Source organism: Solirubrobacter soli DSM 22325, from assembly GCF_000423665.1.
GTDB lineage: Bacteria > Actinomycetota > Thermoleophilia > Solirubrobacterales > Solirubrobacteraceae > Solirubrobacter > Solirubrobacter soli.
This window is the reverse complement of the sequence record NZ_AUIK01000029.1, coordinates 91463-113057: the sequence shown is the minus strand read 5'-3', so window position 1 is coordinate 113057 and position 21595 is coordinate 91463. Positions and strand designations below refer to the sequence as shown.

General features: G+C 71.5%; 13 protein-coding genes and 1 pseudogene. 10 read left to right on the top strand and 4 right to left on the bottom strand.

Translation table 11 applies throughout. The annotated features are described in order from the left end of the window. Nucleotides 1–26 precede the first annotated feature (26 nt). From guaA to G569_RS62915, 4 genes are all read left to right on the top strand, one after another. Nucleotides 27–1610 (top strand): glutamine-hydrolyzing GMP synthase, encoded by a 1584-nt coding sequence (gene guaA / locus G569_RS0123760; RefSeq protein WP_053226898.1) that lies wholly within the window; start codon nt 27–29, stop codon nt 1608–1610. Then, complete coding sequence (locus G569_RS0123755; protein WP_028065276.1) at nt 1601–1813, top strand: hypothetical protein; 213 nt, start codon at nt 1601–1603, stop codon at nt 1811–1813. Before guaA ends, G569_RS0123755 begins: the two co-directional genes overlap by 10 nt. 10 nt (nt 1814–1823) lie before the next feature. After that, nucleotides 1824–2918 (top strand): DegT/DnrJ/EryC1/StrS family aminotransferase, encoded by a 1095-nt coding sequence (locus tag G569_RS0123750; protein WP_028065275.1) that lies wholly within the window; start codon nt 1824–1826, stop codon nt 2916–2918. A gap of 80 nt (nt 2919–2998) precedes the next feature. After that, complete coding sequence (locus tag G569_RS62915) at nt 2999–6307, top strand: LamG-like jellyroll fold domain-containing protein (RefSeq protein ID WP_028065274.1); 3309 nt, start codon at nt 2999–3001, stop codon at nt 6305–6307. A 21-nt stretch (nt 6308–6328) separates the two neighbouring features. On the opposite strand, the gene G569_RS0123740 is transcribed toward G569_RS62915, so the two are convergent. The 3 genes from G569_RS0123740 to G569_RS0123730 are packed head-to-tail and all read right to left on the bottom strand — an operon-like array spanning nt 6329 to nt 9175. Next, complete coding sequence (locus G569_RS0123740) at nt 6329–6970, bottom strand: acyltransferase (protein WP_028065273.1); 642 nt, start codon at nt 6968–6970, stop codon at nt 6329–6331. Then, complete coding sequence (gene wecB, locus G569_RS0123735) at nt 6967–8022, bottom strand: non-hydrolyzing UDP-N-acetylglucosamine 2-epimerase (protein WP_028065272.1); 1056 nt, start codon at nt 8020–8022, stop codon at nt 6967–6969. The genes G569_RS0123740 and wecB overlap by 4 nt, the downstream gene beginning before the upstream one ends. Before the next feature lie 10 nt (nt 8023–8032). Next, on the bottom strand, nt 8033–9175 hold the full coding sequence (locus tag G569_RS0123730; RefSeq protein ID WP_028065271.1) for a M23 family metallopeptidase: 1143 nt from the start codon (nt 9173–9175) through the stop codon (nt 8033–8035). A 184-nt stretch (nt 9176–9359) separates the two neighbouring features. On the opposite strand from G569_RS0123730, the gene G569_RS58760 reads away from it, so the two are divergent. Continuing rightward, nucleotides 9360–13943 carry a LamG-like jellyroll fold domain-containing protein gene (locus G569_RS58760; protein WP_084285447.1) on the top strand — a complete coding sequence of 1528 codons (4584 nt, stop codon included), beginning with the start codon at nt 9360–9362 and terminating at the stop codon, nt 13941–13943. 1206 nt (nt 13944–15149) lie between these two features. On the opposite strand, the pseudogene G569_RS66450 reads toward G569_RS58760, so the two are convergent. Continuing rightward, a pseudogene (locus tag G569_RS66450) lies at nt 15150–15371 on the bottom strand (hypothetical protein); the annotation flags it as partial. Between the two features lie 1802 nt (nt 15372–17173). Here G569_RS66450 and rplM point away from each other — a divergent pair. The 5 genes from rplM to G569_RS0123695 all read left to right on the top strand — a co-directional run bounded on the left by rplM (nt 17174) and on the right by G569_RS0123695 (nt 21590). Further along, nucleotides 17174–17614: a 50S ribosomal protein L13 gene (rplM, locus tag G569_RS0123715; RefSeq protein ID WP_028065270.1), complete on the top strand. Its 441-nt coding sequence runs from the start codon at nt 17174–17176 to the stop codon at nt 17612–17614. A gap of 268 nt (nt 17615–17882) precedes the next feature. Next, complete coding sequence (gene rpsI, locus G569_RS61395) at nt 17883–18395, top strand: 30S ribosomal protein S9 (protein WP_371683486.1); 513 nt, start codon at nt 17883–17885, stop codon at nt 18393–18395. Beyond that, a complete protein-coding gene (gene glmM, locus G569_RS0123705; RefSeq protein WP_028065268.1) occupies nt 18395–19735 on the top strand; it encodes a phosphoglucosamine mutase in 1341 nt (446 codons plus the stop codon). Before rpsI ends, glmM begins: the two co-directional genes overlap by 1 nt. A 51-nt stretch (nt 19736–19786) precedes the next feature. After that, a complete protein-coding gene (locus G569_RS0123700; protein WP_028065267.1) occupies nt 19787–20728 on the top strand; it encodes a UDP-glucuronic acid decarboxylase family protein in 942 nt (313 codons plus the stop codon). Nucleotides 20729–20849: 121 nt separating this feature from the next. After that, nucleotides 20850–21590, top strand: a complete 741-nt coding sequence (locus tag G569_RS0123695) for a LamG domain-containing protein (RefSeq protein WP_028065266.1) — start codon at nt 20850–20852, stop codon at nt 21588–21590. Nucleotides 21591–21595: the final 5 nt, after the last annotated feature.

Genomic DNA, 21595 nt, shown 5'->3' with positions numbered 1-21595 from the left:
CCACCTCACTGGGGCACGGCTCCTCGCTGCCGGCCGATCAGCCGGTCGAGGAGCTCGCGCTCGAGCGCGAGCTCGCCACGGACGAGGTCGTCGTCCTCGACTACGGCGGCCAGTACTCGCAGCTGATCGCGCGCCGCGTGCGCGAGCTCGGCGTGTTCTCTGAGCTGCTGCCACATCACGTGGGGGTCGAGGAGGTGCGCAAGCGCGCGCCGAAGGGCCTGATCCTCAGCGGCGGGCCCGCGTCGGTGTACGCGCCGGGCGCGCCGAAGCTCGACCCTGCGCTGCTCGAGCTCGGCATCCCCGTGCTCGGCATCTGTTACGGGATGCAGGCGCTGGTGCTGACGCTCGGTGGCCGAGTCGAGGGCGCCGAGGTGGGGGAGTTCGGGCGCTCGCAGCTCACCGTGGCCGAGCACGGCCGCCTGCTCGCGGGAACGCCGGACTCGCAGGCGTGCTGGATGTCGCATCGCGACACGGTCTACGAGGCGCCTGAGGGCTTCACGGCGCTCGCGAGCTCGACCGAGTCGCCCGTGGCGGCGGTCGAGGACGTCGAACGCGACCTCTACGGCATCCAGTTCCACCCCGAGGTCGTGCACACGCCGTACGGCCAGCACGTCCTGACGACGTTCCTCGAGGACATCTGCGGGTGCGCGCGCACGTGGAGCGCGGCGAACATCATCGACGAGCAGGTGGCGGCGATCCGCGCCCAGGTGGGCGACGGCAAGGTCATCTGCGCGCTCTCCGGCGGCGTCGATTCGAGCGTCGCGGCGCTGCTCGTCCACAAGGCGGTCGGCGACCAGCTGACGTGCGTGTTCGTCGACCACGGGATGATGCGCAAGAACGAGGGCGAGCAGGTGATCGCCGCGTTCCGCGACCAGTTCCACGTGCCGCTGGTGGCCGTGGACGGCGAGGCGCGCTTCCTCGAGCGCCTGAAGGGGCTGAGCGAGCCGGAGGCCAAGCGCAAGGCGATCGGCGCCGAGTTCATCCGCGTCTTCGAGGAGGAGGCGGCGAAGATCGGCGACGCCAACTATCTCGTGCAGGGCACGCTGTACTCGGACGTGATCGAGTCCGGCGGCGGCACGGGGGCGGCGACGATCAAGTCCCACCACAACGTCGGCGGGCTGCCGGACGACCTGCAGTTCGAGCTCGTCGAGCCCCTGCGGGCGCTGTTCAAGGACGAGGTCCGCGCCGTCGGCGCCGAGCTCGGCCTGCCGGAGAAGTTCGTCTGGCGCCAGCCGTTCCCGGGCCCCGGGCTCGCGATCCGCGTCGTCGGGGGCGAGGCCACCAAGGAGCGTCTGGACACCCTGCGTGCCGCGGACTTCATCCTGCAGGACGAGATCCGCAAGGCCGGCCTCTACCGCGAGTTGTGGCAGTCGTTCTGCGTCCTGCCCGACATCCGCACGGTGGGCGTCCAGGGCGATGAGCGCACGTACGGCTACGTGGTCGCCATTCGCGCGGTGACGTCGGACGACGCCATGACCGCCGACTGGGCTCGCCTGCCGTACGACCTGCTCGAGCAGATCGCCTCGCGGATGATCAACGAGATCCGCGAGGTCAACCGCGTCGTGCTCGACATCACGAGCAAGCCGCCGGGCACGATCGAGTGGGAGTAGAGCCCGAGAAACCGCCGCACGACGATCTGCTCGGTCTTCGCAACCGGGCGATCGTCGGCGTCGTCTTCGCGGCGCTCTACATCGTCACGTTCGGCCCGCGCACGGGCTGGCTTCCCGGCGTCGTCAGCGGGCTGCTGGGCGGCGTGGTCGTCTTCCTGCTGCTCAAGGAAGTCGACGAACGACGCAAACGGAAGCGTCGCTAGGGTGGACGGCATGGCCGTCCCGCTCTTCGACACCGCCACACCGCTCGCCCCGATCGACGCGCAGATCCGCGCGAAGGTCAACGAGGTCATCGACTCCAAGCGCTTCATCTTCGGGCCTGAGGTCGAGGCTTTCGAAGACGAGTTCGCGCGGTATATCGGCACGACCCATGCCGTCGGCGTCGCCAACGGGACGGACGCGCTGCTGCTCGCGCTGCGGGCGTTGGGCATCGGGCCCGGGGACGAGGTGATCGTCCCGTCGTTCACGTTCTTCGCCTCCGCGGAGCCGATCGCGCTGGTCGGCGCGACCCCGGTGTGGTGCGACATCGACCCGGTGACGTTCGTGAGCACCGCGGAGCACGTGCGCGCGGTGCTGACACCGCGCACGAAGGCCGTGATCGCGGTGCACCTGTTCGGCAACGTCGCGCCGATCGCCGACATCGAGGCGCTCGGCGTGCCCGTGATCGAGGACGCCGCGCAGTCCGCCGGCACCCGCCTGACCGACGGCCGCCGCCCCGGCGCGCTCAGCGCCACGCTGGCGACCTTTTCCTTCTTCCCGTCCAAGAACCTCGGCGCGTTCGGCGACGGCGGCGCGGTGACGACGAACTCCGATGAGCTCGCGGACCGCATCAAGACCCTGCGCTTCCACGGCTCCAAGGACAAACGGACGTTTACCGAGGTCGGCCACAACTCACGTCTCGATGCAATGCAGGCAGGCATTCTGCGCGTGCTGCTCCCGCACCTGGACACCTGGTCCGACGGGCGTCGCGCCGCTGCCCGGGCCTATGAGGAGGCGGGCTTCGGCGAGCTCGTGTCGCTCCCCGTCCCGACTCCCGGCGCCGAGCCCGCGTGGCACCTGTACGTGGTCAAGTCCGACCGCGCCGACGAGCTTCTCGGCGTGCTGAAGGACGCGAGCATCGGCACCGCCGCGTACTACCGCGTGCCGGTGCATTTGCAGCCGGCGATGCGCGAGTACCCCGCGCGGGTCGATCTCCCCGGGACCGAGGAGGCCTCGCGCACGAACCTCGCCGTCCCGATGAGCCCGGTGTTCACCCGTGAGCAGGCAGATCAGGTCGTTGCCGCCGCGGGAGCGCTCGCGGGCGTGTAGAGACCTCAACACCTACTGGTCCGCAAACCCGGCCCTTCGACCAGTGTGAGATCGCTGCGCGGTCGCATAGCGTCGGTTCCATGCGGTTCTCACGTTTCGTCGCGGCCGCCTGCGCCGCCATCTGCCTAGCGGTGCCGGCTGCCGCCAATGCCGACAGCGCTGGCCTGGTCGGCGCGTACAGCTTTGATGAAGCCTCTGGGGCGTCGGTCACCGATGCGTCTGGATCGAGCAACACCGGGACGATCTCCGGCGCGACGCGCTCGACCGCCGGCAAGTTCGGCGGCGCGCTGTCCTTCGACGGTGTCAACGACAAGGTTGACGTCCCTGATTCGAACTCGCTCGATCTCGCGACCGGCATGACGCTCGAGGCGTGGGTCAAGCCGACCACGCTCAGCGGCCAGTGGCGCACGGTGCTGATCAAGGAACAGCCCGCCGCTCTCGCCTACGCCCTCTACGCGGCCGAGGACACGGCGCGCCCGAGTGCCCACACCTTCACCAACTCCGAGCTGGACACGCGCGGCACGGCCAACCTGGCGCTGAACTCGTGGACGCATCTCGCCGCGACGTACGACGGCGCGAACCTGCGCTTGTTCGTCAACGGCACGCAGGCTTCCAGTCGCGCGGTCACCGGTGCCCTGAAGGCGTCGTCGAGCCCGCTGCGGATCGGCGGCAACGCCGTGTGGGGCGAGTGGTTCTCCGGCCTGATCGACGAGGTCCGTGTGTACAACCGCGCGCTGACGGCCACGGAGATCGCGACCGACATGGCCACGCAGATCACGACCCCGGGTCCGGACCCGACGCCCACCCCGACCCCGACGGCCACACCCACCACGACCCCGACGGCCACACCGACCGCGACGCCCACGCCAACTCCGACCGCCACGCCCACCCCGACCGCGACGCCGACGGTCGCGAAGCCGACCGGTCTGGTCGCAACGGTCGCCAATGAGCGGGTCAATCTCGCCTGGGACGCGCCCAGCCCGAGCGCGTCGAAGTTCCGCATCTATCGCTCGACGGACTCCGGCTTCACGCCCACCGCGGCGGACCTGCAGGCCACCGTCCCCGGGACCCAGTACTCCTGGTCCGACCAGTCCGTTCCGGCCGGGTCCCACTCCTACAAGGTGGTGGCCGAGGACGCCGGCGGCAACCTCAGCGCGCCGTCCAACGGGGTCCAGGCAATGGTGGCCGACGTCACGCCGCGCACGTTCATCATCTGGCCGCGCGGCGAGGGTGAGTGGTACTCGCCGGGGAGCATTCTCATCAGCGCCACGGTCTACGACAACCCGGGCGTGATCACGACGCAGTTCAAGCTGGACGGCGTGCCGGTCGGCGCACCGATCGTGCGCGACGCGGGTACGAACATCCAGCTCGGAATCCCCGCGTCGATGCTGACGGTCGGCCCGCACGTCTTGATCGCTGAATCGACGGACTCGACGGGTCACACCGGGACCGACTCCGCGGCGCGCTTCTTGATCAAGGGCGACCAGGACTACACGATCGACATCACGTCGCCCACGGAAAACGCCACCGTGTCCGGCACCGTCAACCTCGACGCGGAGTTCGCGGGCGACCCAGGCGCGCCATGGGAGGAAGCGCAGTGGCTCATCAACGGCACGCCGCTCGGGGCTCGCGAGCCCCGCACGTCGCCCGGCAGGACGTGGGACACCACGACGGTGCCCGACGGCACGTACACCATCACGGTGCAACGCTGGTCGCTGCTGCACATCATGGGGTACGACGCGTTCAAGGTCACGGTCGACAACTCCGACCACGCCGCGCCGTCGAAGCCCGGCAACGTCACGGCGGACGACGACGGGCCGGATGTCAAGCTCGCGTGGGATGCTTCGACCGACAACGCCGGCGTGACCGGCTACCGCGTGAAGCGCGACGGCGGGTTCATCGGCGACTGGTCGACGACCCGGGCCTACACCGACCCGAAGCTCGCGCCCGGGACGTACTCGTATACGGTCGTGGCGCGCGATGCCGCGGGCAATCAGAGCGAGTCTGACCCGGTCCAGGCGACGGTCGAGGACGTGGCGCCGAAGGTGACGATCACCGGGCCGTACGCGAACCAGGTGATGACCGACAACATCACCCAAGGCCTGCAGGCGACGGTCTACGACAATCCGGGGTTGACCACGGTGCAGTTCCAGGTCGACGGTGTCAACTACGGCTCACCGGTGACCGCGCTGAACTGGGGCTGGGACGTCCCGCTCAACGTGTATTCGCTGAGCAACGGAACCCACACGGTCACGGCGACCGCGCGTGACGCCGCCGGCAACGTCGGGACGTCGGCACCCAGGAGCTTCGTCGTCGACCTGCCGCCGGCGATCTCGCTCTCGTGGGCTACGCCTACAGATGGCGCGGCGGTCGATGGCGCGGTCCAGATCGCGCTCAACTGGACCGGCGGCGTGACCCAGGACAAGCTGATCTTCCGCGTCAACGGCACGGTCCTCGACAGCAGCCGCCGGAAGATCGACCCGATGCCGATCTGGGACACGACGAGCCTTGCCGAGGGCAACTACACGCTCAAGGCGGAGATCTATCGGATCGACGGCACGATCGGGGCGTCGTCGACGATCCAGGTGACCGTCGACCACCCGGACCCGACGCCGACGCCGACGCCGACGCCGACGCCGACCGCGACGCCCACGGCGACCCCGACGGCGACGCCGACCGCGACGCCCACGGCGACCCCGACGGCGACGCCCACGGCCACGCCCACCGCGACGCCCACGGCAACCCCGACGGCGACCCCGACCGGGCTCGTCGCGGCCTACAGCTTCGACGAGTCCTCGGCCACGACGGCCACGGACAACTCGGGCAACGGGCGGTCGGGCACGATCTCGGGCGCGGTGCGCTCGGCGAGCGGCAAGAACGCGGGCGCGCTGTCGTTCGACGGCGTCAATGACCTGGTCACGGTGGCCGACAACAACGCGCTGGACCTGAGCAACGGGATGACGCTTGAGGCGTGGGTGAATCCCAACGCGCTCGGCTCGACGTGGCGGACGGTGCTGCTCAAGGAACGCACGGGTGGTCTGCAGTACGCGCTCTACGCGGGAACCGACACGGGCCGGCCGAGCGGGAACGTGTTCACCAACGACGAGTACGAGGCGCGCGGGACCGCGGGTCTGACCCTCAACGCGTGGTCGCATCTCGCCGCGACGTTCGACGGCTCCACGGTCCGGCTCTACGTCAACGGCACGCAGGTGGCCACCAAGACCGCGCCCGGGGCGATGGGCAACTCGACGGGAGCGTTGAAGATCGGTGGTAACGCGGTCTGGGGCGAGTGGTTCAAGGGCCTGATCGACGATGTCCGGGTCTACAACCGTGCGCTGTCGGCGGTCGAGATCCAGAGCGACTCGACACGGGCGGTCACCGGCCCCTAGGGGGACAGCGAGCGCTGGCGCTCAGCGCCAGCGCTCGAGCAGGTCCTCGTCGCCGACCTCGCGCACCACGTGGGCGGGGACGCCCATCGCGACGCCGCGGGCGGGGACGTCGCGCGTGACGACCGCGCCGGCGGCGATGAACGCCTCCTCGCCGATCTCCACGCCCGGGCAGAGCGTCACGCCGCCGCCCACCCGGCACGCCCGGCGCAACACGGGACCGCGCAGCGCGTACTCCCGCGAGTGACGGCCCATCGTGTCGTCGTTGGTCGTCGTCACCCCGGGGCCGACGAAGACGTCGTCCTCGATCGTCATGTACGCGGTGATGTAGACCTGCGTCTGGATCTTCACGCGGGCGCCGATCGCCGTGTCGTTCTCGACGGTCGAGCCGCGGCCGACCACGGAGCGTGAACCGAGCGTCACCCGCTCGCGCACGAACGCCTGGTCGCCGACGATCGCGCCCTCGCCCACACGCGAGCCCGCGAAGACGATCGCCTGGGCGCAGATCACCGCGCCCGCGCCGATCTCCAGCGGCGGCAGCGCTGCCCGCGACGCCGTCGACGAGCGTGAGAGCGAAGGTGGCTTGCCGACGATCGCGCCGGCCTGGATCTCGACGCCCTCGCCGATGATCGTGCCGTCGTACACCACGGCGGTCGGATGGATCATCCCGCCATCCTGACCAGTGCCTCGACGACGCGCTCGCCCGCCCGCCCGTCGCCGTACAGCGGCGGCCGCGCAACCGGGACCGGACGGGCCAGCGCGTCCAGCGCGGCCGCGCGGTCGAGGTCCACGAGCACGTTCCACCCCGCCTCGACGGTCTCGCGCCACTCGGTCGTGTCGCGCAGCGTGATGCACGGCTTGCCCGCCAGGTACGCCTCCTTCTGCACGCCGCCCGAGTCGGTCAGCACCGCCCGGCACCCCAGCAGCAGCCCCGCGAACTCGAGGTAGCCGAGCGGGGGAGCGACGACGACGCCGTCCAACGCGTCCGCCAGCCCGGACTCGACCAACCGCGCCCGCGTGCGCGGGTGCAGCGGTAGGACGACCGGAAGCGGCATCCCCGTCAGCACGTCCACCAGAGCGCGCAGCCGCACCGGGTCGTCGACGTTCCCCGCCCGGTGCGCGGTCGCCAGCAGGTACTCCCCTGAGACCACGCCGAGCGAAGCCATCACCGCCGTGTCCGCCCGCGGCGCCAGCAGCTCGAAGACGTCGACCATCACGTCGCCCACCAGGACGACCTCGCCGACGACCTGCTCGGCCCGCAAGGTGTCGACCGCGGCCTGCGCGGAGCACAGCAGCAGCGACGACGCGTGATCCGTCAGCACGCGGTTGAGCTCCTCCGGCATCCGCCGGTCATACGAGCGCATCCCCGCCTCGACATGCGCCACCGGCACACCCGCCTGGGCCGCGGCCAGCGCGCCCGCGAGGGTCGAGTTCGTGTCGCCGTAGACGAGCACCACATCGGGCTTCTCGGCCTCCAGCAGCGGCGCCAGCGAGGACAGCATCCGCGCCGTCTGCTCGGTGTTGGACCCGCCCCCGAGGTCGAACCGGTGCTCCGGCCGCGGCAACGACAGCTCGTCGAAGAACACGCGCGACAGCGCGTCGTCGTAGTGCTGGCCCGTGTGGACGAGCACCTCGGTCGCGACCGAGCGCAGCCGCGAGGAGACGGCGGCGGCTTTGACGAACTGCGGCCGGTTGCCGACGACGGTGAGGACGCGCACCCGGAAGAGACTAGGAGCGAGCGAGCCAGCTGCGCAGCGTGGGCAGCGGGTCGATCGGCGAGCCGCCGGAGTACCAGCCCGGCGCCGTCCAGATCTCGAAGTGCAGGTGGCAGCCGGTCGCGCGGCCCGTCTGGCCCACGAACCCGATCGGCTGGCCCGTCAGCACGCGGTCGCCGGTCTTGACCAGGGCGACGTCGCGCAGGTGCATGTAGACGTAATCGGTCCCGACCCCGGCGTTGTCGATCACGAGGTAGTTGCCCGCCGCAGAGTGATAGCCGGCGAACTTGACCTTGCCGCCGTGCGCGGCCACGAGCGGGGTGCCGCAGGCGGCGAACGTGTCCTCGCCCTGGTGGTTGCGCCCGCCGCCGAAGGCCGCGACGCCGGTGCCGAAGCGCGACCCGCCGAGGATCGGGAAGCGGTCCGCGTAGAACTCGAACGGGGCGCTCGCGGGCGCGAGCCCCGTGACCGTGAGGCGGAACGCGTACTGGCCGTCCGCGGCCGGGGCGCCGGCGACGGTCCCGTCCCACACGACCCGCTGCGCGAGCTCGGGGGCGACGTTCGGCACGTCCCAGTGGGTGATCACCGCGCCGTCGGTCGCGCGCACGACGTCGACCCCGACGGCCACCGGCGTGGCGCTGTGGACGACGTAGGTGGCCGCCGCGGGGGTCGCGGCGTCGTAGTACGCGCGCGGCGCGCGGATCGCGACCTCGATCGAGGGCGCGGTGGCGGGCACGGCCGGAGCGACCACGACCGGACCCGCGGAGGGCGCGGAGACGGCGCCGTTGGAGTCCACGATCGCGACCGGCCCCGGCGCGGCACCGAGCGGGACGCGGACGTCCACCGAGGTCTTGCGGCGCACGGTCGTCGCCGCGGTCACGTCGTCGTCGAGCCCTTCGGCGCCGAGGAACACGACCTCGTCGGCCTTCGACAGCGTCTTCCCGCGCACGCGCAGGAGTGAGCCGGGGCGCACGGCACCCGCGGCGGCGCAACCGGACGCGCACGCGAGCTTGGCGACCGACGCCGGGCTCGAGGCCATCGGCGCGGTCATGGCGGCTTTGGTCAACGCGGTCGACTGAGTCGTCGACGTGGGCGTGGGCGTGGGAGTGGGGACGACGGCGCCGCCGGTCTGCGCGAGCGCGGTGGACGGTGCCATAAGCGCACAGCACGCAACGACGACGTATGCGGTTTTCCGCAGTCTGCGACCCACGATCCCCCTCTGCGCACGCCGACCAAAGCGTGCTCGAACGAGCGGGCACTATACATATGCAGGCGGACACTCATCGTTGCTGGACCTCCGGCCAGTACCGGCGAAACGTCAGGAGCGGGACACTCGTGGGATGCGCAGGACCCTCCCCCTTCTCGTCTCCCTCGCGTTCTTCATCGCTCCCACCATGGCCTCCGCGGCGACCAATCCAGTCGCCTCCTACGGCTTCGAAGAAACGTCCGGCAGTACCGCCACCGACTCGTCCGGCAACGGCAACACGGGCACCATCACCGGTGCAACCCGGGTAACGACCGGCAAGTTCGGCAAAGCCCTGTCCTTCGACGGAACCAGTGACTGGGTCAGAGTCCTCGACTCGAACTCGCTCGACCTGACGGCCGGCATGACGATCGAGGCGTGGGTGAACCCCATGAGCGCCGGCGCGTACCGCACGGTCGTCATGAAGCAGCGGCCCGGCGACCTCGCCTGGGCGCTGTACGGGTCTGGCCCGTCGACCCCGAGCGCGCAGCTGACGGCCGGGGCGGGCGACTACAAGCGCGCCGACGGCTCGTCGGTCCTGCCGCAGGGCACGTGGTCGCACCTCGCCGCGACGTATGACGGCGCGACGCTGCGCCTCTACATCAACGGCGTGCTCACCGCGTCCTCCGCCTACAGCGGCTCGCTGAACGTCAGCACCGGCGACCTCTACATCGGCGGCAACAACGTCTGGAGCGAGTGGTTCGACGGCACGATCGACGAGGTCCGCATCTACGACCGCGCGCTGGCCGCGACCGAGATCCAGGCCGACATGGCCGCGCCCGTCGTCGCCGGCACGCCGCCGAACGCCGACCCGCAGCCGCCGTCACCCTCGACGGTCGGCAGCTGGACGCCGCCGGTCAACTGGCCGCTGGTCGCCGTGCACGCGTCGATGCTCTCCAACGGCAAGGTCGCGATGTGGGACGCCTTCGGCGCCGCCATGGGCTCCGAGCGGATCTGGGACCCGGCGACCGGCACGTTCCAGCAGACGCCCTCCGGGCTGAACCTCTTCTGCGCCGGCCACGTCCTGCTGCCCGACGGGCGATTGTTCACCGCGGGCGGGCACGTGCTCGCGTACGCGGGCATCACCGACACCGAGCTGCTGAACCCGTTGACCGGCTCCTGGACCGCGGGCCCGCAGATGGCGCGCGGGCGCTGGTACCCGACGACCACGACGCTGCCCGACGGGCGCGTGCTGATCGTCTCCGGCGACGGGATCTCCGACACGCCCGGCGGCTACAACGCCTTCTACCGGCCGTCGGACACGATCCCGGAGATCTACGACCCGGCGACCAACACGATCACCGCGATGCCGAGCGCGGCGCTGCGGATGCCGCTGTACCCGTTCATGTTCGTCGCGCCGGACGGCCGTGTCGTCTCGGCCGGCCCGGACAAGGTGACGCGCATCCTCAACGTCCAGACCGGGACGTGGAGCACGCTGGCGTCGCAGTCGCCGATCGACGGTCACAGCGCGGTCATGTACCGCCCGGGCAAGATCCTCAAGTCCGGCACCTGGGCCGACCCCGACTTCCCGACCGACACCCCGGTGACCAACCGCGCGGCCGTCCTGGACCTCAACCAGACGGTGCCGACGTGGCAGGAGGTGTCGCCGATGAAGTGGAAGCGCACCTTCCACACGCTCACGGTCCTCCCGACGGGCGACGTGCTCGCGATGGGCGGCACGCGCACCCCGAACGGCAACGACGTCACGCAGAGCGCGGTGCTCGAGCCGGAGATCTGGCACCCGGAGACCGACACGTGGACCTCGATGGCCTCGTCGCAGCGGCCGCGCGGCTACCACAACATCTCGCTGCTGCTCCCGGACGGCCGCATCCTGCTGGCCGGCTCGGGCCGGCTGGACGGCTCGCTGATGCCCAACGAGCAGACGGCGGAGATCTTCTCGCCGCCCTACCTGAACAAGGGCCCGCGGCCGACGATCACCTCCGCGCCGACGCGGATGCAGTACGGCACGCAGTTCACGATCGACACGCCTGACGCGGACTCGATCGCCAAGGTCGCCCTGATCCGCACCGGCTCGGTCACGCACGGGCTCAACATGGACCAGCGCTACATGGAGGCGACGTTCACCAAGCAGAACGGCAAGCTCGTCATCGACGCGCCGGCCAACTCGAACCTCGCTCCGCCCGGCGTCTACTACGTCTTCCTCGTCAACGGGAACGGCGTCCCGTCCGTCGCGGCGATGCTGCCGATGCTGACCAGCGACGACACCGTCGCCCCGTCGGCGCCGACGAACCTCACGGCGGCGGGCGCGACCGGCAAGGTCACGCTCAACTGGTCCGCCTCGACGGACAACGTCGCGGTCACCAAGTACGACATCCACCGCTCGACGACGGCGGGCTTCACCCCGGGCTCCTCGACGCTGGTGGCGACGGTCAACGCCGCGACGCTCTCCTACGTGGACAGCGGCCGCTCGCCCGGGACCTACTACTACAAGGTGGTCGCCGAGGACGCGGCCTCCAACACGAGCACGCCGTCCAACCAGGCGTCCGGCGTGGTGCCGGGCGACACGACCGCCCCGACGGTGTCGATCAGCGCGCCCGCGGGCGGGTCGACCGTCTCCGGCACGGTCGTGGTGACGGCCAACGCGTCCGACGACGTCGGCGTCGCCAGCGTGCAGTTCAAGCTCGACGGGGCCGACCTCGGCTCGCTCGACACGTCGTCGCCCTACACCGTCAACTGGGACACGACCACGGCCACGGCCGGCTCGCACGTGCTCTCGGCGGTGGCCAAGGACGCCGCGGGCAACCCCGGCACCGCGGCGAACGTGAGCGTCACGGTCAACAACACGACGCCTCCGGGCCCGACGCCCGTTGCCGCGTACGCGTTCGACGAGACGAGCGGCAGCTCGGTCATCGACGCCACCGGCAAGGGCCACACCGGCACGATCACCGGCGCGACGCGCACCACCACCGGCAAGACCGGCGGGGCGCTGAGCTTCAACGGCACGAGCAACTCCGTCAGCGTCCCGGACGCCAACGACCTCGATCTCACGACGGGCATGACGCTCGAGGCGTGGGTGAACCCGACGAACAACACCGGCTGGCGGACGGCGGTCATGAAGGAGAAGACCGGCGACCTGACCTACGCCCTGTACGCGGGCGGGTCGACGACGCCGCTGTCGACGATCACCACCTCCGCCGGCTACGGCGAGGCCCCCGGGCCCGCCGGTTCGGCGCCGGCCGTGAACACGTGGACGCATCTCGCGGGCACGTACGACGGCACGACGCTCAAGCTCTACAAGAACGGCGCGCTGATCTCCTCCAAGGCGGTCACCGGCAGCATCAACGCCGGCACCGGGCCGCTGAAGATCGGCGGCAACGCGATCTGGGGCGAGTGGTTCGCCGGCCAGATCGACGACGTGCGCGTCTACAACACCGCGCTGACCGCGGCGCAGATCACGACCGACATGAACACGCCGGTCGGCGGCGCCCCCGCGCCGGACACCACGGCGCCGTCGGCGCCCGGGACCGTCACGGCCACCGGTGCGCTCGGCAGCGTGGGGCTGAGCTGGGGCGCGGCCACGGACAACGTGGGCGTGGACCATTACAACGTCCACCGCTCGACGACCTCCGGGTTCACGCCTTCGGCCGCGAACCGCGTGGGGACGCCGACCGGGTTGACGTTCAACGACACGCCGCTGACGGCCGGGACCTACTACTACCGCGTGTTCGCGGTCGACGCCGCGGGCAACATCGGGCCGGCCTCGCCTGAGGTCTCGGGCACGGCGCTGGCCGACACGACCGCTCCTTCCGTTGCCGTCACCGCGCCCGCGGCGGGCTCGGTGGTCAAATCCATCGTCACCGTGACCGCGAGCGCGAGCGACGACGTCGGCGTGGCCGGCGTCCAGTTCAAGCTCGACGGTGCCGCGCTGGGGGCGGAGGACACGACCGCGCCCTACTCGGTCGCGTGGGACACGACGGCCGCCTCGGCCGGCGCCCACGTGCTGACCGCTGTCGCCCGCGACGCCGCGGGGAACTCGATGACGGCGAGTGACGTGTCGGTCACGGTCGACAACAGCGTCCCCGCCGGCCCGGTCCCGGTCGCCGCCTACAACTTCAATGAGGCGAGCGGCTCCACGGTCACCGACACCACGGGCAAGGGCCACACCGGCACGATCAGCGGAGCGACGCGCACCACCACCGGCAAGACCGGCGGCGCGCTGAGCTTCAACGGCACGAGCAACTTCGTCAGCGTCGCCGACGCCGACGACCTCGATCTGACCACGGGCATGACGCTCGAGGCCTGGGTCAACCCGACCGCCAACACCAACTGGCGCACCGCCGTGATGAAGGAGAAGTCCGGCGACCTCTCCTACGCGCTGTACTCGGGCGGCGCCACGACGCCGCTGGCGACCATCACCAACACCGGCCAGTCCGGCTACGGCGAGGCGGGCAATGTCGCGGGCTCGGCGCCGGCCAACAACACCTGGACGCACCTCGCCGGCACCTACGACGGCACGACCCTGAAGCTCTACAAGAACGGCACGCTGATCAGCTCCGTGACCCGCGCCGGCAGCATCGCCGTCGGCACCGGCCCGGTGAAGATCGGCGGCAACGCCGTGTGGGGCGAATGGTTCAAGGGCCAGCTCGACGACATCCGCATCTACAACACCGCCCTGACCGCGGCGCAGATCACGACCGACATGAACACGCCGGTCAGTTAGCGCCGGGCCCGAGTCCCTGTTGCATCCGGAGGCCGCCCCCTGTGGGCGGCCTCCGTCGTTCGGGGGGGTGGGCGACAGGAAGGTCCGCTGTGGACCTCCGCGTCGCCCACCCCCTCCCCGTCTCGGCGCCGCGGCGGCGAGAGGGTCGCGGCGTGGGGAGGTGGCGCGGCGCGGAGAGGGCGCGTCGGGTGGGGCGCGCGGCGTGGGGAGGGAGTGCGGCGTCGACGGCGGTGCGGCGTCGAGGGGTGGGGCGACGTCGAGGGGTGGGCGCGGCGTGGGGTGGCGCGGCGTCGAGGGGTGGGGCGCGCGGCGTGGGGTGCCGCGGCGTCGAGGGGTGGGGCGCGCGGCGTGGGGTGCCGCGGCGTCGAGGGGTGGGGCGCGCGGCGTGGGGTGCCGCGGCGTCGAGAGGGGGCGCGTGGGTGTGGCGCGGCGCGGGGAGTGGCGCGGCGTGGGGAGGCGGCGCGGCGCGGTGAGGTCGCGGCGGGGCCGGGAGCTGCCGGGCGCCGATGAGGCGCCGGGGCGCGGAGGCGTTGCGCGGAGGGGAGCGCGGCACGGGAAGGCGGCGCGGAGGGGCGGGGCGGCGCGCGGCACGGAGGGGGTGGCGCGGGGAGGCGGTGCGGCGTGAGGCAGGGGGGTGGCCAGGATTTCTTGACTCAGAGGACGGTTTTCCTGGCCCCCCCGGGTTGTGGCGTCCCCTCAGCGAGGGTCGGGGCGCCCTGGTGGGCGCCCCGAACAGCGTCAGTGGATGACGATCGTGTGGGTGGTGGTTGTCGTGCCCTGGACGAGCGTGAGGGTGTAGTGGCCGCGGGTGAGGCGGCGGGCGGTGCGGAGGCTCAGGCGGCCCTTGTGGGTGTGGCCGAGGGCGAGGGTGCGGCCGCCCCGGGAGAGGCGGGCCTTGAGGGTGCCGCTCTTGGCGCCGGCCATCGTGCACGTGACCTTCTTGCCGCTGAGCTTGCAGGTGATCTTGCCGATCTTGGCGTCGCGACCGGCGGGGCCCGCAGGGCCGGCCGGACCGGCGGGGCCGGCCGGGCCCGTGGCGCCCGGGGAGCCGAGGACGGAGGTGCCGTTGGCGCCGTCCTTGCCGGCGGCGCCGGCCGGGCCGGTCGCGCCCGCCGGACCCGCCGGGCCCGTGGAGCCTGCGGGGCCCGTCGAGCCGGCCGGACCGGCGGGACCGGTCGAGCCTGCCGGGCCTGCCGGGCCTGCCGGGCCTGCCGGGCCTGCCGGGCCTGCCGGGCCTGTCGGGCCTGCCGGGCCTGTGGGGCCCGTCGAGCCGGCGGGACCGGCGGGACCGGTCGAGCCGGCCGGGCCTGCTGGGCCTGCGGGGCCTGTCGAGCCTGCGGGGCCCGTCGGGCCGGCCGGGCCGGCCGGGCCTGCGGGACCAGCCGGGCCTGCGGGGCCGGTCGGGCCCGGAGCGCCGCCGCCGGTCGGCGCCTCCTGCACGTAGAACTTCGTGCGCCTGCGGACGACGTCGCCGTGGGCGTCGGTCGCCGCCCACGTCGCCTCCCAGCGCCCGGGCGTCAGCGCGTCGACGCGGGCGCCCGTGTCGGGGTCGACCTCGACGGGCTCGGACGCCACGCCCGAGCCGACCTTGGAGACGCTCAAGGTGACCTCGGGCGCCGCGACGCCGTGGGCCGACCCGCCCACCGTCTCCGCGTAGAACCGGAACGTGCCCGCGTAGACCGACTCGCCGTACAGCGGCGCGGTCTCGGACACCGACGCGTAGTCGAGGGTCGTGTGCCCGCCGCTGGTGTCGTCGACCTGCGTCCCGCCGACGATCGGGCCGCCCGCGACGTAGATCGAGTCCGTGTCGCCGCACACGAGCTCAGCGGTGAGCCACGCGCCGCCGGAGCAGAGCGCGGTGACGTTGCCGTCGGCGTCGACGTCCACACGCAGGGGCGAGAGCGTGAGCGCCGTCACCAGCCGCGCGCCGCGCCGGAGCTCGACCACGTCGCCCGCGACGAGCCCGCCGAGGGTCGCGGTGAACACGTGGCCGGAGCCGACGGTGTCCGTCGTCGAGACGCCCCCGCGGCGGCGCACGAGCGTGTAGTCCCCGGGCGCCAGCGGCGAGCAGCTGACGCGACCGGTCACCAGGTCGCCGTCGCACGATGCCGCGCGCGCCGTCCCCGGCATCCCGGCGGGCACGTCGAGCGTCGCGTACGCGACCTCGCTCGACCCGCCCGCGTAGATCGGGCTGCGGTAGTGCATCACGACCGCGTCGTCGGCGGTCAGCGGCGCGACGTCCGCCGGGACGGCCGGGAACTGCCAGGTGAACTCGTGGTCGGACGTCTCACCCGCGCGGGTCAACGTGAAGTCGACGAACGCCGGGTCGCACGCGGGATCGCAGGCGAGCGAGAAGGCCGACCCGTCGGCGGACACGCCGGCCGACGCGAACAGCGGCGTCGCGTCCTCGCCGGCACCGAGGGACTTGTCGCCCACGACGAACGTCCGCGCCGGCGGCGCGCCCGCACCCGTGAACTGCACGACCACGCGGTCGCGCTCGGCCAACCCGTGCGCGCCCAGCGTGACCGCCCACGTGCCGTCCACGGCATTGACCGGGGCCGCCGGCGACACATCCACGGTCTCGCCCGCGCGCACGAGCGACGCGGACACCGTCCAGCCCGCGACGCCTGAGCCGACGTCGCCGCTCACCACGCGCGAGTAGAGCCCGAACCGATATGTCGGCAGCGCGCCGATCGTCACCGGTGCGGAACGTGCGGTATTGGACCCGTCGGAGTTCGTCGCGGTCACTACGCAGACCAACGCGCGTCCCGCGTCCTGGGCAGAAGGCGTGTAGAGGTGGTCGTTCGCGCCGTCGACCAGCACGCCATCACGTTCCCACGCGTACGCGAGCGGGCGGTCCTGACCCTCCCACTCACCGCCCAGGCAATCGAGCTGCGAGCCCACGCGCTGGATCTGCGGCGGGGTGAAATTGTCAGGCGGGATGGCGCGTGCGGCCGCGGCTGCGGGGCCGGCGGCCAGCAGCAGCGCCGCCACCACGGCGCTGACGACGCGCGCGGTGCGGAGCGATGGACGTGCAGACACTGGCGTTCCTCTCAGCTGCTCGCGAGCCGCACAGGGCTCGCCGATCAGTGGAGAGTCTTGAGTGCCCGGACCGCGCGGCCACCCCCCGAATGACCAGGCTGGTGCGCCCGTGTCGGCGCTCGCTATCATCCAACGCCGCCGCGCGGCCTTCGCGTGGCCGTTTTACGCCCTCGGCCAGAGATCCAAACGTGAAGACTTACGTCGCCAAACCCACAGACCGCGAGCGCAATTGGCTCGTCGTCGACGCTGAGGGCCTGACCCTCGGTCGTCTGGCGACCCAGATCGCCGACGCCCTACGCGGCAAGCGCAAGCCGACCTACACGCCGCACATCGACACGGGCGACTTCGTCGTCGTGATCAATGCGGAGAAGATCGCGGTCACCGGGACCAAGCGCACGGACAAGATGTACTACCGCCACTCGGGGTATCCGGGCGGCCTGAAGTCCCGCACGCTCAACGACATGCTCGAGCGCCGGCCCGAAGAGGTCATCCGCCTCGCGGTCAAGGGCATGATGCCCCGCAACCGTCTCGGCCGTAAGCAGCTCACCAAGCTGAAGGTGTACGCGGGCCCCGACCATCCGCATGCGGCTCAGCAGCCGCAGCCGATGGCGCTGATCGAGCAGAAGTAGGAGAACCAGACTTCCCATGGCCGAGAACGAGGACCAGGTCAACGAGCCCGAGGAGACTCCGTCGCAGGAGACTCCCGCCGCTGACGCGCCCGAGACGCCCGCCGCCGAGGCGCCCGTCGAACCGACCGCCGAGGAGATCGTGGTCGAAGGCGACGAGGTCGACACCGACGAGGACCTCGAGTACATCGAGGAGGACGAGACGCCGCGCGTGAAGCCGGCGATCCCGGGCATGGACCTCGAGGTCGACATCGTCCGCGAGGGCGAGGGGCTGCTCGGCGGCGACCGTCCGCGCTACAGCGAGGACGACGAGTACGACGAGGACGAGGCCGAAGGCGACGAGCAGGAGGAAGAGCTCCCGCAGACGATCGCGGACGCCTCGATCGACCTCGCCGCGGGTGCGCGCTACCGCGCGACCGGCAAGCGCAAGACCGCCGTCGCGCGCGTCACGCTCAAGCCGGGCACCGGCGCCTACGTCATCAACGGCAAGACGCTGAACGAGTTCTTCCCGCGCGCCACGCTCCAGCGCACGATCCGCCAGCCGCTCGAGACGGTCGGCTACGACGATCGGATGGACGTGGTCGCGTCGATGCACGGCGGCGGCGTGTCGGCTCAGGCCGGCGCTCTGCGCCACGGCATCTCGCGCGCGCTCCTGGAGGCCGACCCCAACCTGCGTACCGAGCTCAAGCGGCGCGGTTTCCTCACGCGCGACGCGCGTGTGAAGGAGCGCAAGAAGGCCGGCCTCAAGAAGGCCCGTAAGCGGCCGCAGTTCTCGAAGCGGTAGTGAGCGCGGCGCCTTACAGCGCCGCCCGCAGGCTGTTCGGCACCGACGGTGTGCGCGGTGTCGCGGGCGAGTTCCTCACCGCGGAGCTCGCCCTTTCGCTGGCGCGCGCCGCCACGGCGCGCATCCAGCGCCCCGACGGGCGCCCCCCGCGCGTCCTGATCATCCGCGACACGCGCGAGTCGGGCGAGATGCTCGAGTCCGCCGTGGCCGCGGGTGTGGCGGCCGCCGGTGGCGAAGCGCTGATCGGCGGCATCCTGCCCACCCCGGGCGCGCCGCTGCTGATCGAGCGCCACGGCTTCGACCTGGCCGCCGTCCTCAGCGCCTCCCACAACCCGTACCGGGACAACGGGATCAAGTTCTTCGGCGGCGACGGCTACAAGCTCTCCGACGCCACCGAGGCCGAGATCGAGGCCGCGCTGGAGCAGCCGTTCGCGGTGCCGGACCATCCGGGCCGGGTGCGCACGTTCCACGGCGCGCTCGAGGACTACCTGCGCGCGCTCCAGGAGCGCTTCAAGGACCTCGACCTGACCGGCCAGCGGATCCTGCTCGACTGCGCCAACGGCGCGACGTTCCGCGCCGCCCCGGAGATCTTCCGCCGGCTCGGCGCCGACATCGGGATCATCGCCCACGAGCCCGACGGCCGGAACATCAACGACGACTGCGGCTCGACGCACCTCGGCAAGCTCCGCGCCGGCATGCAGACCGGCGACGACATCGCCGGCTTCGCCTTCGACGGCGACGGCGACCGCATGCTCGCGGTCGACCGCAACGGGGTCGTCGTCGACGGCGACGAGTTGATCGCGCTCGCCGCGATCCACCTGCGCGAGGCCGGCCGCCTGCCCGGCAACGGCGTCGCGGTGACGGTGATGACGAACTTCGGCTTCCACACGGCGATGCGCGAGCACGGCGTCGAGGTCGCGATCACCGGCGTCGGGGACCGCTATGTGCTCGAGGCGCTGCGCGAGCGCGACTGGGCGCTCGGCGGCGAGCAGTCCGGCCACATCATCGACCGTAACTTCGTGCCCTCCGGTGACGGGATCGCGTCCGCGCTGCTGACGCTCGAGGCGCTCAACGGCGCCGACCTCGCCCACCGGCACGCGATGGAGAAGCTCCCGCAAAAGCTCGTCAACGTCCGCGTCAGCGACCGGTCGGTCGCGGAGGCCGCGAGCGTCCGCGAGGCGGTCGACCGCGAATCGGCGGCGCTCGAGGGCGTTGGCCGCGTGCTGCTGCGCCCGAGCGGGACCGAGCCGCTCGTCCGCGTGATGGTCGAGGCGCCGACGGCCGAGCAGGCCGACGCCGCCTGCGCCCGCCTGGTCGCGGTGCTCGAAGCCGCGGCGTAGCTAGCCCTCCGGTCAGGGTCCACCGACCCTGACCGAACAACAATGTCGAGCATGCCCACATGTCTCGTGACCGGTGGCAGCGGTTTTCTCGGCTCGCACTTGTGCGATGCACTGTTGTCACGCGGTCACCGGGTGATCTGCGTCGACAACTTCGAGACCGGATCGCTCGCCAACATCCATCACCTCCGCGGCGAGCACTTCGTGTTCATGCACAAGGACGTGACGGAGCCCTTCTTCGTCGACGAACCGGTGGACTTCGTCTACCACTTCGCGAGCCCGGCGAGCCCGATCGACTACCTGCGGCTGCCGCTGCACACGCTCAAGGTCGGCTCCTACGGGACGCATCATGCGCTCGGCCTGGCCAAGCTGCACCGCGCGCGGTTCCTGACGGCGTCGACGAGCGAGGTCTACGGCGACCCGCAGGTCCACCCGCAGCCCGAGACCTACTGGGGGCACGTGAACCCGATCGGCCCGCGCGGCGTCTATGACGAGGCCAAGCGCTACGCCGAGGCCCTCACGATGGCCTACCACAACCAGCAGGGCGTGGACACGGCGATCGTGCGGATCTTCAACACGTACGGGCCGCGGATGCGACCGCATGACGGCCGCGCGATCCCCACGTTCCTGCGCCAGGCGCTGCAGGACAAGCCGATCACGGTCTTCGGCGACGGCTCGCAGACCCGCTCGTTCACGTTCGTCGACGACCTGATCGACGGCATCATCCGGCTCGCCGACTCGGGCTACCACCTGCCCGTCAACATCGGCAACCCGAACGAGTTCACGCTGCTCGAGCTCGCCCACGCGGTGATCGAGATCACCGGCTCGCGTTCGGAGATCGTCTTCGAGGCGCTCCCCACCGACGATCCGCAGGTCCGCCAGCCCGACATCTCGCTCGCCCGCGAGCTGCTCGGCTGGGAGCCGACGGTCCAGTTGCGCGAGGGCCTGCAGCGGACGCTCGAGGCCGCCGGCACCTCGGCACTGATCGGTGCGTGATGATCGATTCAGTCACATTCTTTATCAAGGCCTTGACTACTGGCCAGTTGTGTGCAGACACCCGTGACGAGAAGCTGAACACATGAGCCGCAACGGTCACTTTCGCACTCGCCTGGCCGCTGTGGCCGGGTCTCTCGCCGTCTCCGCCGTCCTTGCCGCGCCTTCGATCGCGTCGGCCGCCGACTTCCCGCTGCGCGCCTGGTGGCCGCTGTACGAGGGCAAGGGGCAGACCGTCGGCGACTGGTCCGGCAACAAGCTCAACGGCTACCTCGGGTCGACAACCGGCGTTGACAGCAACGATCCGACGTGGATCAAGGGCATCTTCGGCATCGGCGCCGGCCTGCGCTTCACCGGTGACGACTTCGTCACGATCCCGGACTCGGACAAGCTCGAGCCGCAGAAGCTGACGGTCTCGATGTGGTTCCGGGGCTCGAGCTCCCCGGGCACCTTCAAGTACCTGCTGGCCAAGGGCGGCAACGCCTGCACCGCCGCGTCCTACGGCATCCAGACCGGCTGGCACGGCGGCCTGGACTTCTACGTCTGGGACGGCGCGCACCAGTACCTCTCCGGCGCCGCGCCGCAGACCATCTGGGACGGCAAGTGGCACAACGTCGCCGGCACCTGGGACGGCACGCTCTCCAAGCTCTACATCGACGGCAAGCTGCAGCCGGGCGGCTCGAGCTCCTCGGCCACGATCGACTACGGCCTGCCGTCCGGAAACACCACCATCGGCGGCTACCACGCCGGTTGCGACCTGCTCTTCACCGGCGACATCGACCAGGTGATGGTGTGGTCCGACGCGCTCGACGTCTCAGGCATCTGGTCGGCGTTCTCGTCGATCTTCAACCGCCCGAGCCGCTAGCAAGA

What these genes read in the sequence shown, in the direction of transcription:
- G569_RS0123750 (WP_028065275.1), top strand. Translation starts at nt 1,824, where the DNA reads ATGGCCGTCCCGCTCTTCGACACCGCCACACCGCTCGCCCCGATCGAC.
- G569_RS62915 (WP_028065274.1), top strand. Translation starts at nt 2,999, where the DNA reads ATGCGGTTCTCACGTTTCGTCGCGGCCGCCTGCGCCGCCATCTGCCTA.
- G569_RS0123740 (WP_028065273.1), bottom strand. Translation starts at nt 6,970, where the DNA reads ATGATCCATCCGACCGCCGTGGTGTACGACGGCACGATCATCGGCGAG.
- G569_RS0123730 (WP_028065271.1), bottom strand. Translation starts at nt 9,175, where the DNA reads ATGGCACCGTCCACCGCGCTCGCGCAGACCGGCGGCGCCGTCGTCCCC.
- G569_RS58760 (WP_084285447.1), top strand. Translation starts at nt 9,360, where the DNA reads ATGCGCAGGACCCTCCCCCTTCTCGTCTCCCTCGCGTTCTTCATCGCT.
- G569_RS0123700 (WP_028065267.1), top strand. Translation starts at nt 19,787, where the DNA reads ATGCCCACATGTCTCGTGACCGGTGGCAGCGGTTTTCTCGGCTCGCAC.